Origin of the sequence: Kitasatospora sp. NPDC059747, assembly GCF_042732955.1 — a bacterium.
In the GTDB taxonomy this organism is placed as follows: Bacteria; Actinomycetota; Actinomycetes; order Streptomycetales; family Streptomycetaceae; genus Kitasatospora.
The window spans coordinates 1-16,910 of the sequence record NZ_JBHWGV010000034.1; the positions used below are offsets into that span (position 1 = coordinate 1).

Consider the following 16,910-nt stretch of genomic DNA (forward strand, 5'->3'; position numbering starts at 1 on the left):
GGGCGCGCCGCGCTCCGGCGGCCCCCCGGGGGCGCGACCGCGGCGACGACGAGGTGGCGCGCGCGGTCGCCCCGCCGGGCGCCGCGCCCGCCGCCGGGCGCGGCCGTCGCCTCCGCGGGCAACGCGGCCTCGGCGAGCGCGGCCTGGCCCTCCGCGCCCGCGTCGGGGCGGGCGACCGGCCGGGCGGCCGGGCCGCTCCAGCGCTCCAGTTCGGCCCGGACGGCGGGCGAGTCGGCGTGGGCGTGCAGCCGGGTCGTCCACTCGGCGAAGGGGGTGGTGAGCGGGGGCAGGTGTACCTCCTCGCCCGCGAGCAGTTGCTCGCAGGCGCGGCCGAGGTCGTCCAGCAGGATCTGCCAGGAGACGAAGTCGACGACGAGGTGGTGCGCAGTGAGGAGGATGCGCAGGCCGGGCTCCTCGCTCGCGGGAAGGAGCACGGCGGCGAACAACGGCCCGTCGGCCAGGTCCAGTTCGGCCTGCGCGCGGACGGCGGCGCTCTCCGGATCGGCGCCCGTGCCGGTCGCGTCGATGACGCGGACCGGCTCGGCGTCGGGCCGGGCGGTCTGGTGCCAGCCGTCCTCGTCGCGGTGGTAGCGGAAGCGCAGCGCCGGGTGGTGCGCGGCGACGGCGAGCAGGGCGCGGCGCAGCAGGTCCGCGTCCAGGCCTGGGGCGGCGCGCAGCAGCAGTGTCTGGTTCCAGTGCTGCGGCCGGACGAGCGGCAGGTCGAGGAACCACTGCTGGACGGGCGCGAGTGGCACCTCCGCAGGGCCGTCCGGCGACACCGGGGCGGCGGGCCCGGGTGCTGCCGTCCGTTCGGCCACGGCGGCGAGTTCGCGCACGGTGGGGTGGGTGAAGATCTGCCGGGGCGTGAGCCGCAGACCGGCCTCGGCGGCCCGGGAGACGATGCTCATGCTGGTGATCGAGTCGCCGTCGAGATCGAAGTAGTCGTCCTCGGGGCCGACTTCGGCGACGCCCAGCACCTCGGCCCAGATCGCGGCGAGGACGGCCTCCACCGGGTCCGTCGGGCCGGCCGGGCGGTCCGGCTCCTCGATCCGGGGCTCCTCGATCCGGGGCTGCGCGGCCGGCGCCGGGCCGGTGCGGGCGGTCTTGCCGTTCCGGGCGGCGGGCAGGCGGTCGGTCAGCAGCACCTCGGCGGGCAGCAGGTACTCGGGCAGGAGCTCGCGCAGCGCCTCCCGCAGGCGGGGCGTCGACCGCCCGACGGCCACGCGGGCGACGAGGTCGGTGTCCTCCGTCACGGCGACGGCGCCCAGCACCCCGGGCAGCCCCAGCAAGGCGGCCTCCACCCGGCCGGGCGGAACCAGGTAGCCGTTGCGCCGGGTGAGATCGGCGGCGCGGCCCAGCACGACGATCCCGCCGTCGGGCAGCCGGCAGGCGAGGTCGCCGGTGCGGACGGGCTCGTCGCCCGCGAAGCGCGTCACCCACAACTCGCCGGACACCCCGGGCGGGGTCGGACGGCCGACGTCGTCGAGCACCCGGGCGGCCATCCCGTCCAGGGCCCGCCCGACCGGCAGCGGCCGGAAGGGGTCGGTCGCGGGCAGGTCGTCGGCGACGACCTCGCGGGCGCAGACGACGGGCGCGGTCTCCGCACCGCCGTAGCCGTGCAGCAGCCGGGAGCCGGGGCTCACCGCCCGCCACCGCGCGGCCACCGCGGGGGTGAGCGGCTCCCCGGTGACGAGGAGCGTGCGCACCGCCGGCTCGCGGCCGGATGCGGCGAGGCCGGGGAGGAGCGCGGAGAGCTCGGACGGGGTGACGGTGACGAGGTCGAAGGAATCGGTGCCGCAGAGGAGCCGGGACAGCTCACCGGAGGGGGCGACCACCACGGTGCCGCCCGCGGCGAGCGCCGCGAGCGACCTGGCCAGCACCTGGTCGGCGCCCGGCCCTCCGTGGACGAGGACGCGACCGCCGGGCCCGCACTGTCCGGCGAGCCAGTGCGCCCAGGCGGCCAGCGCGCCGTGCGGCTGCACCACGGCCCTGGGCTCGCCGGTCACGCCGGACGTGTTGAGCACCAACGCGGGATCGCCCGGCCCGACGGGGACCGGTTCGACCCGGCCGGCTTCGCCCGGCGCCTCCGGGCAGAGCACCGGCATGGGCAGCGCGCCGAGTTCGGCACGGCCCTCCGCCGTGGTGATCAGCAGGGCCGCGTCCGCGCACGCCGCACGGACCTCGGCGGCCGTGTCGAGCGGCTCGGCGACCGCGCCGCACCACAGCACGGCCAGCCCGGCGGCCAGCAGGTCCGCGGGCCGCCCGGGAAGCCGAAGCAGGACGCGGGCGCCCGGAGCCAGGCCCAGCGCGGCGATCCGGGCGGTCAGCTCCCCGGCCCGGTCGGACACCTGCCCGTACGTCAGCGTGTCGGCGCCCGCCACCAGAGCGGTCCGCCCGGGGTGGGCGCGCGCCAGGTCGCCGATCGCCTGCGGCAGCGCGGGCGGCGGGCCGGCCGGAGCGGTGCGATCGGGCCGAGGGCCGCGGCCGGCGACCTGCCTGGCGGCGGGCGCGACCGGATCGTCGACCGGCCCTCCCTCCGGCGCGTCCCCCGCCGACGGCCGCTCCGGCCGCTCCGCCGGGCCACCCGTGGCCGGGGCTCCGGCGGCCGGGCCGGCGAACGGCGCCACCGCCCCGCCGCCCGCGTCCAGCTCCGCCAGCGGCAGCTCCGGCCGCTCCAGGAGCCGCCCCACCCACTCCTCGAACCGGGCGGCGAACCGCTCGACCGTGGCCGCCTCGTAGAGGTCGGTGTTGTACTCCCAGGCGATCGCCACCGAGTCCGCGGACTCGTGGACCGCGCCGGAGAAGTCGTAGACCACACCGCGCCGCCGCAGCGGGAGCGACTCCAGCGCGAGCGAACCCAGCCGCAGTTCCTGGCCGGCCCCGGACAGGAAGCGGCTCACCGCGAGCATCCCGCCGTCCTGGGCCTTGTTCTGGCCGAAGCCGATCTCCACCAGCGGCGTCCGGCTGCGGTCGCGGCGGCGGCCGGGGTGTTCGGCGGCCAGCTGCTCCACGACCGTCGCGAAGGGCAGTTGCTGGTGCTCCAGGCCCGCCAGCAGCCCGCGGCCCGCCGAGGCGAGCAGGTCGGTGAACGGGCGCCGCGGGTCCACCTGCGTGCGGCACACCACCGGGTTGACGAAGTAGCCGAGCACGTCGGCGAATTCGGAGCGCTGGCGGTTGGTGGTGATGGTCGCGACGGCGATGTCGCGCTCGCCGGTCCAGGCGTGGAGGTAGCCCTGGAAGGCGGCGAGGAGGACGGTGTAGACGGTGCTGCCGTGGCGGCGGGCGAAGTCCTGCAGGGCCTTGACCCGCGGCTGGTCGAACTCGTGGACGTGGAGGGCGCCGCGCTGGCTCTGGACCACCGGGCGGGCCCGGTCGGCGGGGAGTTCGAGGGCGGGCGGCGGGTCGGCGAGGAGGTCGCGCCAGTACGCCCGGTCGCGTTCGGCCGCCGGGCCGGCGAGGGTCTCGGCCTGCCAGCGGACGTAGTCGGTGTAGCCGTGCCGGGGCGCGGGCCGGTACAGCTCGCCGTCGGCGGCGTGGGCGGCGGCGAGGTCGCGCAGGAGGGCGACGGTGGACCAGAAGTCGGTGGCGATGTGGTGCACCGTCACGAGCAGGACCGGGCCGTCGGCGGCGCCGAGGTGCAGCCGGACGCGCAGCGGAGTCTCGCGGTCGAGCTCGAAGGGGCGGAACGCCGTCGCGCTCAGCTGCTCCGTCCGGTCGGGCCAGTCGGCGGGGACGGTGAGCACCGCGAAGTCGACGTCCGCGTGCTCGGCGACGCGCTGGACCGGGCGGCCGTCGCGCAGCGCGAAGGTGGTGCGCAGGGCGGGGTGGCGGTCGACGAGGGCCTGGAAGGCGCGGCGCAGGGCCGCGGGGTCGCAGTGCGAGGTGATCCGGGCCGCGAAGCTCTGGTTGTAGGCGGCGGCCTCCGGGACGAGCTGGTCGGCGTGCCAGATCGCGGACTGGTTGTGGGAGAGCGGGAACTCGCCGACGACGGGCCCGCGGACGACGAGCGCCTCGGTGGGCCCGGCGGTGTCTTCGGCGAGGCGGCGGGCGAGGGTGTCGAGGCTGGCGCCGCCGAGGAGTTCGGGCAGGCCGACGGTGCGGCGCAGGTCGTCCTGGACGGCCATCTTGAGGCGCAGCGCGGCCAGCGAGTCGAGGCCCTGGGCGTGCAGCGGCGCGGCCGGGTCGAGCCGCTCGGGCGGGACGGCCAGCAGGTCGGCGGCGCGTCGGCGGAGGTGTTCGGTGAGGAGGCGGGCGCGTCGGCGCGGGTCGGGTTCGTGCCGGATCCCGGCGGCCGGGCGGTCCGCGTCGGCGTCCACGAGGGCGGCGAGTTCGGCGGCCAGGCGGCCCCGGCGGAGCTTGCCGAGTTCGGTGCGCGGCAGGCCGTCGACGGTCTCGAAGCGCGCGGGGACCTTGTGCCCGGCGAGGCGGGCTCGGCAGTGCGCGCGCAACTCCTCGGCGGGGACCGGGCCGTCGTCGCCCGGTACGACGGCGGCGACGAGCAGGTCGCCGCCGCCGACCAGGGGGACGCCCACCACGGCCGCCGCGCGGACCGCCGGGTGCGCCTCCAGGACCTCCTCGACCTCGACGGGGTTGACCTTGTGCCCGCCCGTGTCGACCAGGATCCGCTTGCGGCCGGTGAGGTGGAGGCGGCCGTCCTCGTCGAGCCGGCCCAGGTCGCCGGTGAGGTAGCGCCCGGGGCCGGGGCGCAGCAGGGTGCCGCCGGGGGCGAGTTCGCCGAGCATGACGGAGCGGCTGGTGACGGCGATCTCGCCGGTGCTGCCGGTCGGCAGGACGCGGCCGTGCTCGTCCAGCACCTCGACCCGCACCCCGTGCAGGGGGCGGCCGACGGACTCGGGGACGAAGCCGTCGGGGTCGCAGTCCCAGCTGACGCTGCCGGCCTCGGAGCTGCCGTAGGTCTGGCGGACGGGGACGCCGAACCGGGCGAGGAAGCGCTCCCGGACGACGGGCGGCAGGAAGTTGCTGCCGGAGAGGCAGAGCCGGACGGAGGAGAGGTCGGCGGGGCGGTCCTCGGGCCAGTCGGCGAGGGCGCCGAGCAGGTAGGGCACGGACGGGAGGACGGTGACGCGGTGGCGGGCGACGAGCGCGAGCAGGTCGGCGGGGTCGGGCCCGCCCGCTCCCGCCGCACCGGAGGGTTCGGGCAGGACGAGGGTGGCGCCCGCCAGCACCGCGACGATCATGCAGCAGAACTGGCCGAGCGCGTGGTACAGCGGCACGGGGCAGAGCAGGACGTCGTCGGGGGTGACGGCGGCGCTGGCGATGATGTGGTCGGCCTCGGCCAGCTGGTTGTCCTGGCTGCGGCAGATCCGCTTGGGCTCGCCGGTGGAGCCGGAGGAGTAGGTGAGCACCCACGCCCGGTCGGGGTCGGCCGGGCGGGCGGGCAGCGCGTCGGCGCGCATCAGCTCGTCGAAGTCGAAGGAGTGCCCGGCCGCCGCCGGGCCGCCGACGACCACCAGGGCGGCGCCCGGGGCGAGTTCGGCCCAGCGGGGGGCGAGCGCCGCCGTGGTGACCACGACGTCGGGCCGGCCCTCGGCCAGCACCCGGCGGTACTCCGCCTCCGTCAGCCCCGGGTCCAGCGCGAGCACGCGGGCGCCGATGCCCGCCGTGGCGAAGTAACCGACCACGAACTCGGGGCAGTTGGGCAGCGCGAGCAGCAGCAGGCCGTCCGGTCCGAGGCCGAGCGCGTGCAGTCCGCCGCGCGCCCGGGCGATCCGGTCGGCGAGTTCGCCGTGGGAGATCCGGCGCTCGCCGCAGACCAGCGCCGCCCGTCCGGGCCCGCGGTCCGCCACGGCGCGCAGCCGTCCGTCGATCACGCCGCGCCCCCGCTCGCCTCGGCCCGGGCCAGTTCGGCGACCACGTACTCCTGGACGTCGCTGAGGCGGCGGATGAGCCGGGCCCGCTCGCGGTCGATCGCCGGCAGGCCGTACTCGTCCTCCAGCGCGAAGGCCAGTTCGAGCAACGCGAGGGAGTGGTAGCCGAGTTCCTCGACCAGCTCCGGGTCGGGCCGGTCGGCGAGGCCCTGGTCGGGCGCCATGCCGATCACGATGTCGCGGATGTCCTGCCGGATCTCTTCCGCGGTGCGCTGGGTCATGGAGGTTGTCTCTCCCTCTCGAAGGAAACGGGATTCAGTCGCCGACGCGGACGTCGAGCAGGTACGGCCGGGGCGAGGCCAGGGCGGTGCGCAGGGCCCTCGCCAGGCGGGCCGGGTGCTCGACCCGGCCGGCCGCGCAGCCCTGGGCGCGGGCGAGGGCGGCGAAGTCGAGGCCGCCGATCCGCGTGCCGACGGCCTTGCCGAGCCCGAAGCGGTCGGCGAAGCGGTCCACCGTGGCGTAGCGGCCGTTGTTGACGACCAGGACGGTCAGCGGCAGGCCGAGTTCGGCGGCGGACCACAGGGCCTGGATCGAGTACATCGCGGAGCCGTCGCCGACCACCGCGATCACCCGCTCGTCGGGCCGGCCGAGCGCCATGCCGACGGCGGCCGGCAGCGAGTGGCCGAGCGAGCCGCTGGCGCACGTGTAGAAGCTCTCGGGCCGCTCGTTGGGCAGGTACTCGCACATCACCGGGCGGCTGCTCGGGGCTTCCTCGACGATGACGCTGCGGGCCGGGCGCAGGTCGGCGAGGGTGCGCATCAGCAGCGGCTGGGTGATGACGTCGCTGTCCGGGACGGGGGCCGGTGCGGGCCGCGGGGGCGGGAGTTCGCGGGGGACGGCCGGGTCGAAGGCGAGCAGGTCGCGCACGCCGAGGCGGATGCCGGTGAGCAGCGCGTCGCCGACCGGGGTCCAGGCGGCGGTGGCCGGGTCGTCGGTGAGCTGGTGGAGCGCTGTACCGGGCGGCAGCACCGGACCGGTGCCCGCGACGTGGTAGGTGAAGACCGGTGCGCCCAGCGACAGCACGAGGTCGTGGCCGGTCAGCCGGGCCACGATCTCCTCGCGCACCGGGGGCAGGAAGCCCGCGAAGAGCGGGTGGGTCTCGGGGAAGGCGCAGCGCGAGGACATCGGCGCGGCCCAGACGGCGGCGCGGTGGCGCTCGGCCAGCTCCACCACGTCGGGAACCGCCCGGTCCTGGTCGACGGCGGCGCCCACCACGAAGGCGGGGCGGGCGGCGCCGGCCAGGGCGCGGCCGACGCGTTCCAGCGCCTCGGGGTCGGCGCGCAGCGTGGTGGAGACCGTCCGGGGTTCGACGGGTTCGCAGGGCCGGTCCCAGTCGTCGGCGGGCACCGAGACCAGGGTCGGGCCGTAGGGCGGTGACATGGCCAGGTAGCAGGCGCGGGCGATGGCGGCCGGGACGTCTTCGGCACGGGCCGGCTCGCGGCTCCACTTGACGTACGGTTTGGGCAGTTCGGCCGCCTGGTCGTTGAGCAGGTACGGTTCCCCGCCGAGCAGCGAGCGGGCCTGCTGGCCGGCCACGACCACGAGCGGGGTGCGGTTGCGCCAGGCGGTGAACAGGCTGCCCATCGCGTGGCCGACGCCGGCGGCGGAGTGCAGGTTGACCACGGCGGGGCGGTGGCCGGCCTGGGCGAAGCCGTCGGCCATGGCCAGCACCACGGACTCCTGGAGCCCGAGGACGTAGCGGAAGTCGGCGGGGAAGTCGCGGAACATCGGCAGCTCGGTCGAGCCGGGGTTGCCGAAGACCGTGGTCATGCCGAGGCTCCGCAGCAGCGCGAAGGTGGCCTCGCGGACGGTGGGCGGGCGGCCGGTCGGCTCGTCCTGACGGGCTGGCACGCTGGTGGTCCCTTCGGGGTCGGGGGTTGCGGCGGTACGGTCCGTACGGGTCAGTCCCGGTCGGCCTCCGAGAGCTCCTTGGCCTCCGACAGCGCCGCCCAGATCCGTTCCGGCTTGAGCGGTGTGGCCGTCAGCCGGTGGGCGATGTGCGGGACGGCGGCGGCGACGGCCCCGGCCACGGTGGCCGGGGCGGGGATGACCCCGCCCTCCCCGAGGCCCTTGAAGCCGCCGGGGATGACCGTGCTCGGCGTACACCGGTGCTCCACCGTGACCGGCGGGACGTCGGCGCAGACCGGGAGCACGTAGTCGGTGAAGCCGGTGGCGAGCGGCCGTCCGGTGGCCGGGTCGTGCACGGCCTCCTCGACCAGGGCGATGCCCAGGCCCTGCACGACGCCGCCGACGATCTGCCCGTCGGCGATGGCCGGGTTCACCAGTACGCCGCTGTCGTTGACGGTCCAGTAGTCCTCGACGGTGACCTCGGCGGTCTCCAGGTCGACCGCGACGGCGGCGCCGTGCGCGCTGTAGGAGTAGGTGATGGCGGGCGGGTCGAAGTCGACGCTCTCCTCCAGCCGGATCCGGTCCGGGTCGGGCCGGCCCCAGCCCCGCCAGCCGCGGGCGGCGACCTCGGACCACGCGGTCGTGGCGTTCCCGGCCGGCCAGCGGAACTGGGCGCCGTCCAGCACCACTTCGTCCGGCGGGGCGCCGAGGTGGGCGGCGGCGAGGGCGTGCATCCGCTCGCGCATCCGCCCGGCGGCCCGCACGAGGGCCCCGCCGGCCAGCGTGACCGAGCGGCTGGCCTGCGAGGTGAGGTCCGAGTAGGGCGCGGTGGCGGTGTCGCCGAGCTCCACCGCGATCCAGTCCAGGGGCACGCCGAGCCGGTCCGCGACGATCTGGGCGAGGGTGGTCTCGATGCCCTGGCCCACCGGGATCACCCCGGCGAACACGGTGACGGTGCCGTCCTGGTTGACCCGCACCCGGGCGCTCTCCCAGCCGGCCCAGTCGATCCGGAACAGTTCCAGCAGCGCGGAGGGGGCGAAGCCGGTGATCTCCACGCTGGCCGTCACCGCGACTCCTCGGCGCACCGTCCCGGTGGACTCCCGGGCGCGCTCCCGGGCCAGTTCGGCGGCGCGGCGCAGCGCGGCGGGGTAGTCGCCGTTGTCGTAGGTGAGCCCGGTGCGCGTGGTGTACGGGAGTTCGTCCGGCCCGAGCAGGTTGTGCAGCCGCAGCCGGACGGGGTCGTGGCCGAGCTCGCGGGCGGCCTCGTCGATCAGCCGTTCGCGGATCCAGGCCGCCTCCTGCATGCCGTAGCCGCGGTAGGCGCCGGTCGGCACGGTGTTGGTGTGGACGGTGGTGATGGTGGCCCCGGCCTGCGGGAACCGGTACGGGCCCTCCAGGGCGAGCCCGGCGACCTGGAACGGGCCGCTGCCGGCCTGGATCGCGAACGCGCCGAGGTCCCCGGTGATCTCGGCGGCGAGCGCGAGGAAGCGCCCGTCCGCGTCGAGGGCGAGGCGGGCGCGGGCCCGCTGGCCGCGGCCCTGGTAGGAGGAGCTCAGGTTCTCGGTGCGGTCCTCGATCCACTTGACCCGGCGGCCGAGCCGCACGGCGGCCAGGCAGACCAGCGCCTCGTCGACGTACAGGGTGACCTTGCCGCCGAACGACCCGCCGACGTCCGGCGTCACCACCCGCACCTGGTCGACCCGCAGGCGCAGCGCGGTGGCGAGCTCCTGGCGGACGGCGTGCGGGGACTGGGTGCTGCTGTGGACCGTCAGGCGCCCGGTGGCGGGGATCCACTCGGCGAGCAGGCCGCGCGGCTCCATCGGGCTGTGGTTGATCCGCTGCACCGCGAACTCGCGCTCCACCACGTGCGGGGCGGCGGCGAGGACGGCGTCGAGCGCGGCCGGGTCGTCGCCGAAGTGGATCCGCCCGCCGATGTTGTCGGGGGCCTCCGGGTAGAGCCGCGGGGCGTCCGGCGCGAGCGCGGCGGCCAGGCCGATCGCGGCGGGCAGCGGGTCGATGTCGACGGCGACCAGCTCCGCGACGTCCTCGGCGAGCGCCCGGCTGCGCGCCACCACCAGGCCGATCGGCTGGCCGACGTAGCGGACGGTGCGGTCGCCGAGGGCCACGGTGCCGGTGAGCTGGCCGGGGATCCGCCAGGCGGTGGGGATCGGGTCGGTGAACCGCTCGATCTCGTCCGGGCCGAGCACCAGCAGCGCCTCGCCGCCGGCCAGCGCCGCCGCCGGGTCGAACCGGGTGATCCGGCCGTGCGCCACCCGGCTGCGCAGCACGACGGCGTGCAGGGCCCCGGCGTCGTCGATGTCGTCGACGAAGCGGCCCTGGCCGCGCACCAGCCGGGGCGCGTGCACGCGCGGGACGGCGCGCCCGATCATGCGGCCGGCGTCGGGACCGGCCCCGCGGCCGACGTCGGACGCGGTCATGCCGTCGCCCCCTCGCCCTGCCAGTGCCGCTCGATGGCGGCGCGGATGCCCGCGTAGCCGGTGCAGCGGCACAGGTGCCCGCGCAGCACCTCGGTCACCGCCTGGTCGGCGCTCAGGCCGGCCCGGTCGGCGTAGGTGAGGCCCATCAGCACGCCGGGCGTGCAGAAGCCGCACTGCAGGCCGTGCTCGTCGGTCATCGCCTGCTGCAGCGGCGCGGGCCGGCCGTCCTCGGCGAGGCCCTCGACCGTTTCCACCCGGCAGCCGTCGGCCTGGCGGGCGAGCATCAGGCAGGAGCGCACCGGTTCGCCGTCCACCAGCACGGTGCAGGCGCCGCACACGCCCTGCTCGCAGGCCACGTGGGTGCCGGTGAGGCCGAGGCCGTGGCGCAGGAAGTCGCTGAGCAGGGTGCGGTCCTCGGCCTCGGCGGTGTGTGCGGTGCCGTTGACGCTCAGGCTGATCGATGTGCCGCTCATCGGTGACGTGGGCACGGGCTAGCTCCCCTCGGTGAGCAGGTGGACGGCGGCCCGGCGGAGGACCGTGCGCAGCAGGTCGCCCCGGAACTCGGCGCTGCCGTGGAGGTCGGAGGGCGGGCGGGTGCCGGCGACGGCCGCGTCGGCGACCTCGCCCAGCGCGCCGTCCGCCGCGGCGGCGCCGTACCCGGCCAGGGCCTGTTCGGCCCCGGTGAGCCGCAGCGGGCGGTCGGCCACCCCGCAGGCGGCGATGCGGGCCTCGGCCACCGCGCCGGCCTCCAGCCGTACGCCCACGCACACGCCGACCAGGGGGAAGCCCGCCCCGCCGCGCCGGGTGACGGACTCGAAGCGGTAGCGGAAGCCGGGCCTGCGCGGGAAGGAGACGGCGGTCAGGAGTTCGTCCGGCCGACGGGCGGTGCGGTGCGGCCCGGTGAAGAACTCCTCGGCGGGCACGGTCCGTTCGCCGCCCGCCCGGCGCAGCCGCAGCGTCGCCCCGAGCGCGACCGCGGTGGCCGCGAGTTGCGCGGCGGGGTCGGCGTGGCAGAGCGAGCCGCCGAGGGTCGCGCGGTGGCGGATCTGCCGGTGCGCCACCCGGGCGGCGGTCTGGGGCACGACGGGCAGCGCTGCTCGCAGCCCCTCGTGCCGTTCCAGGTCGTGCAGCCGGGTCATCGCCCCGACCAGCACGGCCGTGCCGGTCACCTCGACGCCGGCCAGCTCGGTGAGCCGGTTAAGGTCGAGCACCACGGCGGGCCGCACCCGGCGCAGGTTGAGCAGCGGCACGAGGCTCTGCCCGCCGGCCAGCGGGGCGATGCTGTGCCCGGGCGGGTCGAGCAGGGCGAGGGCCTCGTCGAGCGTGCCGGCGGCCCGGTACTCGAAGGGTGCGGGTTTCACGGGGCGGCTCCTTCGACGGTGGCGTCCCCCTCGGCCGGGCCGGCGCCCTCGGTGCGCTCGCGGACCAGGTCGGCGGCGCGCTCCGGGGTCAGGTGGCACAGGGCGTCCAGCACGGTGGCGTCCAGGAGGACGGCCGCGCCGGAGCGTTCCGAGACGAGTTTGAGCCGGGTCCCGTTCCCGGTCGGGTAGCTCGACACCGTGACCGCCGCCGACTCGCAGCAGATCCGGCACAGTTCGGTCTCCCGGCGTTCCTCGGCCGTCCAGGCCAGCCCGTTCATGCCGCTGCCTCGCCTCCCGCGGGCCGACGCGTGCCGGCCCGCACTAGAAGATGATCGAGAGTTGCTGGTGCGTGGCGACCTCGGTGTCCAGCAGGACCCGGCGCCGCAGCAGCCGGTAGCCGGCGCCGGGCAGGCAGCGCACGATGTCGTGCCGGGCGGCGGTGGCGAGGGCGGCCTCGCCCCGGCCCCGCGTCCAGGAGGCGAGCACGTTGCACTCCACCCGCCAGGTGTCGGCCTCGGGCGCGGCGAACACCCGCACGCCGCTGATGAAGTGGCGCGTCACCCCGCCCGGGCGGTCGGACCACGCGTGCCGCAGGCCGGTGCGGCCGAGCTTCATCGCGAGGATGTGCTTGGTCGCCTCGAACAGCAGCGCCCGGTCGCTGTGCCGGGGCAGGGCCGGGTCCTCGCGCAGCAGCGGGACGGGCACCTGGTAGAGGAAGCGCTCGTCGAGGAGGTCCAGCCAGTCCTGGTGGCGGCCCTCGTCCAGGGCGGCCGACTCCTCGGTGAGGAACGCGCCGGCGGAGGCGTCGAGTTCGACCTGGCGGGCCCCGCGCGGCGGGAACGGCTGGAGCTCGTAGGCGGGTTGGTGGTCCGTGCGGACGGGCTCACTCATCGTCGCCCTCCGAACGCGGTGCGGGCGGCCTCACTCATCGTCGCCCTCCATCAGCTCGGCCCAGCGGCGGTAGAAGGCCCGCTGGTTCTGCTCGGACAGGGTCAGGTACTCGGCGCGGCCGGGGCCCGGGAAGTCCGGCACCGGCTCGCCGAGGCCGAGGCCGAGCGAGAGGTCGAGCGGGGCGCCGTCGGCCACCGTGCCGCCGATCGCGGCGTCGATCCGGGCGAAGTTCTCGAAGTCGTCCATCTCGAAGAGGATTCCGCCGGCCGACTGGGAGCGGGCCTGGAAGGCGTACGAGCGGCGCTTCCACTCCTCGTCCACGTGCCGATTGGGCACCAGCGTCCAGTAGAGGCACTCGGTGTGCCGGGCGTCGATCGGGTTGTGCACGCGCCACACGAAGTACTTGGTCAGCGGGTCGTCCTCGCGCCCGATCGCCCGGTCGTGCGAGACGCTCAGGAAGGCGGCGTTCGGGAACAGCACGCCGTGCACGACCTCGCAGTGCGAGTTGAAGCGCACCTGCTCGGGCGTCTGCCCGGCGGTGAACGCCTCCCACACCTCGCGCGGGTAGCCGATGTAGGCCGGGTCCTCGACCTTGGCCGGCAGGGTGCGCCGGCCCTTCTCGACGACGTAGCCGGCCCGCACCGCGTGCCCCTGCGGCGTGGGGACGTTGATCCCGATCAGCTCCAGTTCGCCCTTGCCGAGCGTGCCGTCGGCCAGGCTGGAGCCGTAGATGCCCTGCTCGAACGCGGCCTGGTGGGTGGTGCCCATGTGGTAGCCGTCGCCGGCGAAGTTGTCGGTGACGACCTTCCAGTTGCCGGTCGTCACCGAGCGCTGCGGCGGCCCGTACACCTCCCACTCGCCGCCCGCGAGGTCGAGCAGCGCGTCCAGGTACCAGCGGGCGTCGCCCAGGTACTCCTCCAGCGGCGGGGCGCTCTCGCTCCAGGTCGCGAAGACGAAGCCGCGGTAGCAGGTCACCCGGGCCCGGGGCAGGTCGTAGCGGTCCTTGCGGAAGTCCTCCGGGTAGTTGCTGCGCAGCGCGGGCACGCCCACCAGGCGGCCGTCGTTGGCGAACGTCCAGCCGTGGTAACTGCACCGGAAGTGCGCGGCGTTGCCGAACGTCGCCCGGCACAGCTGGGTGCCGCGGTGGCTGCACGAGTTGAGCAGCACGGTGAAGCGGCCCTGTTCGTCGCGGGCCACGATCACGCTGTCGTTGCCGAGCGTGCGGACCAGGTAGTCGCCGGCGTCGGGCAGTTCCGACGCGAACGCCAGTAACTGCCAGGACTCCCGGAACACCCGGCGCAGTTCCCGGTCGAGGACCGCTTCGTCGGAGAACGCCCGACGGTCCAGCGGATATCCGGGCAGGACTTCCTGCCAGGGCAGAGCTTCAGCCATCCGTACTCCACGGGCCGGTCGGCGGACGGGGGAAAACAACAAGGAAAGCGGGGGACGCGAAAACGCAGGTTAGGCCGTCCCGCCGCGCACTGGCCAGTGTCCAACCGCAGCCGCCCGAACACCGCGCTGACCTCGGGCGATGGCCCGATCACCGTTCACCGGTGACGCCTTGTCAGGCGTTCGGCGCCTTTGGTCCACTGAGGCCGTCCACGACCCGAATCCCGCCCGGAGGAATTTCCTTGGCCACCCACGCGCTCGCCGCCGAAGATTTCTCGCACAACGACTTCGAGTACATTCCCGACCCTTTCTCCTTCTACGACCGAATGCGCGCCGAGCACCCGGCGTACCGCTCCGAGAAGATCTTCGGCGGGGCCTGGCTCTTCTTCAGCTACGCCGACTGCCTGGCCCTGATGAAGGACGAGCGGCTCTCCAACGCCCGGGCGGCCGTGCCGCTCTGGTTCCTGCCCGAGGAACAGCGCACCGACTACGCCGACATGCTCGGCGTCTACGAACGCTGGCTGGCCTTCCACGACGGCGCCGAGCACACCAAGAACCGCCGCCAGGCCAACCGCAGTTACGTCCCCTTCACGGACGCCGCGCTGGAGCCCCGGATACAGCGGCTGGTCGACGGGCTGCTCGACGCCGTCGACCCGGCCGGCTTCGACCTGATGACCGACTTCGCCTTCCCGCTGCCGGCCATGGTCATCGCCGACGTCCTCGGCGTGCCCGTCGAGGCGCACCCCGAACTGACCCGCTGGACCGACGACATCGCCTACCTCTTCGGCTCCACCAAGGTCACCGTCGAGCACCTCGACCGCACCCGCACCAGCACCCGCGAACTCGCCGAGTTCCTCGCCTCCCCCGAGTGCGCCAAGCTCTCCGAGGAGCAGAACGGCCTGCTGCACACGCTGCGCACCACCGAGGTCCACGGCCACCGCTTCAGCGACGAGGACGTCGTCGCCCAGGCCGCGCTCCTGCTGTTCGCCGGGGTCGCCTCGATCCGCTACCTCATCGGCAACAGCGTGCAGGCCCTGGAGGAACGCCCGCTGCACGAGCGCGACCTGCTGCTGGACCCGGCCACCGTCGGCCCGGCCGTCGAGGAGCTGCTGCGCTTCTGCACCCCGGTCCAGTTCGTCGGCCGGGTCGCCCGCGAGGACTTCTCCTACACCACCGCCGCCGACCAGGAGATCGTGCTGCCGGCCCGCCGCCCGATGATGCTCTACGTCGGCTCCGCCAACCGCGACGCCGCCGCCTTCGACCGGGCCGACGAGCTCGTCCTCGACCGCCCGCTGCCCAACCGCCACCTCACCTTCGGCGCCGGCCGCCACCTGTGCTTCGGCGACCCGCTGGTGCGCCAGACCCTCCGGATCGCCCTCGCCACCCTGTACCGGCGCTGGCCCGCGCTGCGCGTCTCGCAGGACGGCTTCAACTGGAACAACAACCTCGGCTTCCACGGCTTCACGTCGCTGCGGGTGAGCGCCTGAGCGGCGACGACCGCCCCCGGATCCGCCGACCCCGCCGCCACCGCCGACCCACAGGAGCGCTGATGACCCCTCCCCGCCTGCCCCGCCTCGGCAACTTCGTCGACGGCCGGTCCGCCGAACCCGCCGACGGCACGTACACCGAACTGCTCGACCCCTGCACCGGCACCCCGTACCTGCTGGCGCCCGACAGCGGCGAGGAGGACGTCGACCGGGCGATGCGGGCCGCCGCCACCGCCTTCGAGCAGTGGCGCTGGACCAGCCCCGCCGAGCGCCAGGACGCCCTCCTGCGCATCGCCGACGCCCTCGCGGGCCGGCTCGACGAGTTCGCCGCCGCCGAGGCCCGCAGCACCGGCAGCGCGGCGGCGGCCGGCGAGACCCCGCTGATGGTCGACCAGCTGCGCTTCTTCGCCGGCGCCGCCCGGGTGCTGGAGGGCCTGGCCGCGGGCGAGTACTCCCCCGGCCACACCTCCTACACCCGCCGGGAGCCGGTCGGCGTCTGCGCGCAGCTCGCGCCGTGGAACTTCCCGCTGCTGATGGCCGTGCTCAAGAGCGCGCCCGCCCTGGCCGCGGGCAACACCGTGGTGCTCAAGCCCGCCGAGACCACCCCCGAGACGGCCCTGCTGCTCGCCGAGCTGGCCGCCGAGGTGCTGCCGCCCGGGGTGCTCAACGTGGTCTGCGGCGGCCCGGACACCGGGCGGCTCATGGTGCGCCACCCCGTCCCGGCGCTGGTGTCGCTGACCGGATCGGTCGCGGCGGGCACGGAGGTCGCACGGGACGCGGCGGCCGGGCTCAAGCGGGTCCACCTGGAACTGGGCGGCAAGACCCCGGTCGTGGTCTGCGCCGACGCCGACCTCCCGGCCGCCGCCGCGAAGATCGTCGAGGGGGCGTACGGCAACGCCGGCCAGGACTGCACGGCCGCCACCCGGGTGCTGGTCGACCGGGCGGTCCAGGAGGACCTGCTGGTGGCGCTCACCAAGGCCGCGCAGGCGGCCCGCCCCGGCCCGCCGGACGACGCCGGCGCGCTGTACGGGCCGCTCAACAACGCCGACCAGCTGGCCCGGGTCGACGGCTTCGTCCGCCGCCTGCCCGCCCACGCGCGGGTCGTCACCGGCGGCCACCGGGTGGGCGAGGCCGGGTACTTCTACGCGCCGACGGTCATCGCCGACGTCCGCCAGGACGACGAGATCGTGCAGCGGGAGGTCTTCGGGCCGGTCATCACCGTGCAGCCGTTCGCCGACGAGGACGAGGCGGTCGCCCTCGCCAACGGCGTCGAGCAGGGCCTGGCCTCCGCGGTGTGGACCACCGACCACGCCCGCGCGATGCGGTTCACCCGCCGGCTGGACTTCGGCTGCGTCTGGGTCAACACCCACCTCGGCTTCCCGAGCGAGATGCCGCACGGCGGCTTCAAGCACTCCGGGTACGGCAAGGACCTGTCGGTGTACGGGTTCGAGGCCTACACCCGGGTGAAGCACGTGATGCACCACCTGGGCGAGTAGCCCGGCCGGCCGGAACACCGAATGGGCCCCGCCGGGTGGGCGCGGCGGCCCCGTGGGTGTGACCCCGGGGTTGAAATACCGCCCCCGCGCCACACGTGCACGGACCGCGCGG

At 75.7% G+C, this 16,910-nt stretch carries 11 protein-coding genes; 2 read left to right on the forward strand and 9 right to left on the reverse strand.

Annotation, left to right across the window (positions count from 1 at the left end; translation table 11 throughout):
- The 9 genes from ACFV4G_RS17185 to ACFV4G_RS17225 form a co-directional block, all read right to left on the reverse strand.
- Positions 1-5,831: AMP-binding protein (locus tag ACFV4G_RS17185; protein WP_380441050.1), on the reverse strand; the 5,831-nt coding region annotated here is incomplete at its 3' end.
- Positions 5,828-6,109: a hypothetical protein gene (locus ACFV4G_RS17190; protein ID WP_380441052.1), complete on the reverse strand. Its 282-nt coding sequence runs from the start codon at positions 6,107-6,109 to the stop codon at positions 5,828-5,830. The genes ACFV4G_RS17190 and ACFV4G_RS17185, both read right to left, overlap by 4 nt.
- Positions 6,110-6,143: 34 nt before the next feature.
- The gene (mdlC, locus tag ACFV4G_RS17195) at positions 6,144-7,739 is read right to left on the reverse strand and encodes a benzoylformate decarboxylase (protein ID WP_380441054.1); all 1,596 of its coding nucleotides are present in this window, start codon (positions 7,737-7,739) and stop codon (positions 6,144-6,146) included.
- 50 nt (positions 7,740-7,789) lie between these two features.
- Positions 7,790-10,174, reverse strand: a complete 2,385-nt coding sequence (locus tag ACFV4G_RS17200) for a xanthine dehydrogenase family protein molybdopterin-binding subunit (protein ID WP_380441056.1) — start codon at positions 10,172-10,174, stop codon at positions 7,790-7,792.
- Complete coding sequence (locus ACFV4G_RS17205; RefSeq protein WP_380441153.1) at positions 10,171-10,647, reverse strand: (2Fe-2S)-binding protein; 477 nt, start codon at positions 10,645-10,647, stop codon at positions 10,171-10,173. The genes ACFV4G_RS17200 and ACFV4G_RS17205 overlap by 4 nt, the downstream gene beginning before the upstream one ends.
- Before the next feature lie 18 nt (positions 10,648-10,665).
- The gene (locus ACFV4G_RS17210) at positions 10,666-11,535 is read right to left on the reverse strand and encodes an FAD binding domain-containing protein (protein WP_380441058.1); all 870 of its coding nucleotides are present in this window, start codon (positions 11,533-11,535) and stop codon (positions 10,666-10,668) included.
- Positions 11,532-11,813: a hypothetical protein gene (locus ACFV4G_RS17215; protein WP_380441061.1), complete on the reverse strand. Its 282-nt coding sequence runs from the start codon at positions 11,811-11,813 to the stop codon at positions 11,532-11,534. Before ACFV4G_RS17215 ends, ACFV4G_RS17210 begins: the two co-directional genes overlap by 4 nt.
- A 43-nt stretch (positions 11,814-11,856) precedes the next feature.
- Positions 11,857-12,426 carry an aromatic-ring-hydroxylating dioxygenase subunit beta gene (locus tag ACFV4G_RS17220; protein WP_380441064.1) on the reverse strand — a complete coding sequence of 190 codons (570 nt, stop codon included), beginning with the start codon at positions 12,424-12,426 and terminating at the stop codon, positions 11,857-11,859.
- Positions 12,427-12,456: 30 nt separating this feature from the next.
- On the reverse strand, positions 12,457-13,818 hold the full coding sequence (locus tag ACFV4G_RS17225) for a Rieske 2Fe-2S domain-containing protein (RefSeq protein ID WP_380441067.1): 1,362 nt from the start codon (positions 13,816-13,818) through the stop codon (positions 12,457-12,459).
- Positions 13,819-14,057: 239 nt separating this feature from the next.
- Between ACFV4G_RS17225 and ACFV4G_RS17230 the strand changes: the two genes are divergently transcribed.
- Together ACFV4G_RS17230 and ACFV4G_RS17235 are read left to right on the forward strand one after the other, a co-directional pair.
- The gene (locus ACFV4G_RS17230) at positions 14,058-15,302 is read left to right on the forward strand and encodes a cytochrome P450 (RefSeq protein WP_380441069.1); all 1,245 of its coding nucleotides are present in this window, start codon (positions 14,058-14,060) and stop codon (positions 15,300-15,302) included.
- Between the two features lie 62 nt (positions 15,303-15,364).
- A complete protein-coding gene (locus ACFV4G_RS17235; protein WP_380441072.1) occupies positions 15,365-16,798 on the forward strand; it encodes an aminobutyraldehyde dehydrogenase in 1,434 nt (477 codons plus the stop codon).
- The last annotated feature ends 112 nt before the right edge of the window (positions 16,799-16,910 follow it).

Bases quoted from the DNA above. Each gene is read 5' to 3' on its own strand.
- ACFV4G_RS17190 (WP_380441052.1), bottom strand. From the start codon at position 6,109: ATGACCCAGCGCACCGCGGAAGAGATCCGGCAGGACATCCGCGACATC.
- ACFV4G_RS17200 (WP_380441056.1), bottom strand. From the start codon at position 10,174: ATGACCGCGTCCGACGTCGGCCGCGGGGCCGGTCCCGACGCCGGCCGC.
- ACFV4G_RS17205 (WP_380441153.1), bottom strand. From the start codon at position 10,647: ATGAGCGGCACATCGATCAGCCTGAGCGTCAACGGCACCGCACACACC.
- ACFV4G_RS17215 (WP_380441061.1), bottom strand. From the start codon at position 11,813: ATGAACGGGCTGGCCTGGACGGCCGAGGAACGCCGGGAGACCGAACTG.
- ACFV4G_RS17220 (WP_380441064.1), bottom strand. From the start codon at position 12,426: ATGAGTGAGCCCGTCCGCACGGACCACCAACCCGCCTACGAGCTCCAG.
- ACFV4G_RS17225 (WP_380441067.1), bottom strand. From the start codon at position 13,818: ATGGCTGAAGCTCTGCCCTGGCAGGAAGTCCTGCCCGGATATCCGCTG.
- ACFV4G_RS17235 (WP_380441072.1), top strand. From the start codon at position 15,365: ATGACCCCTCCCCGCCTGCCCCGCCTCGGCAACTTCGTCGACGGCCGG.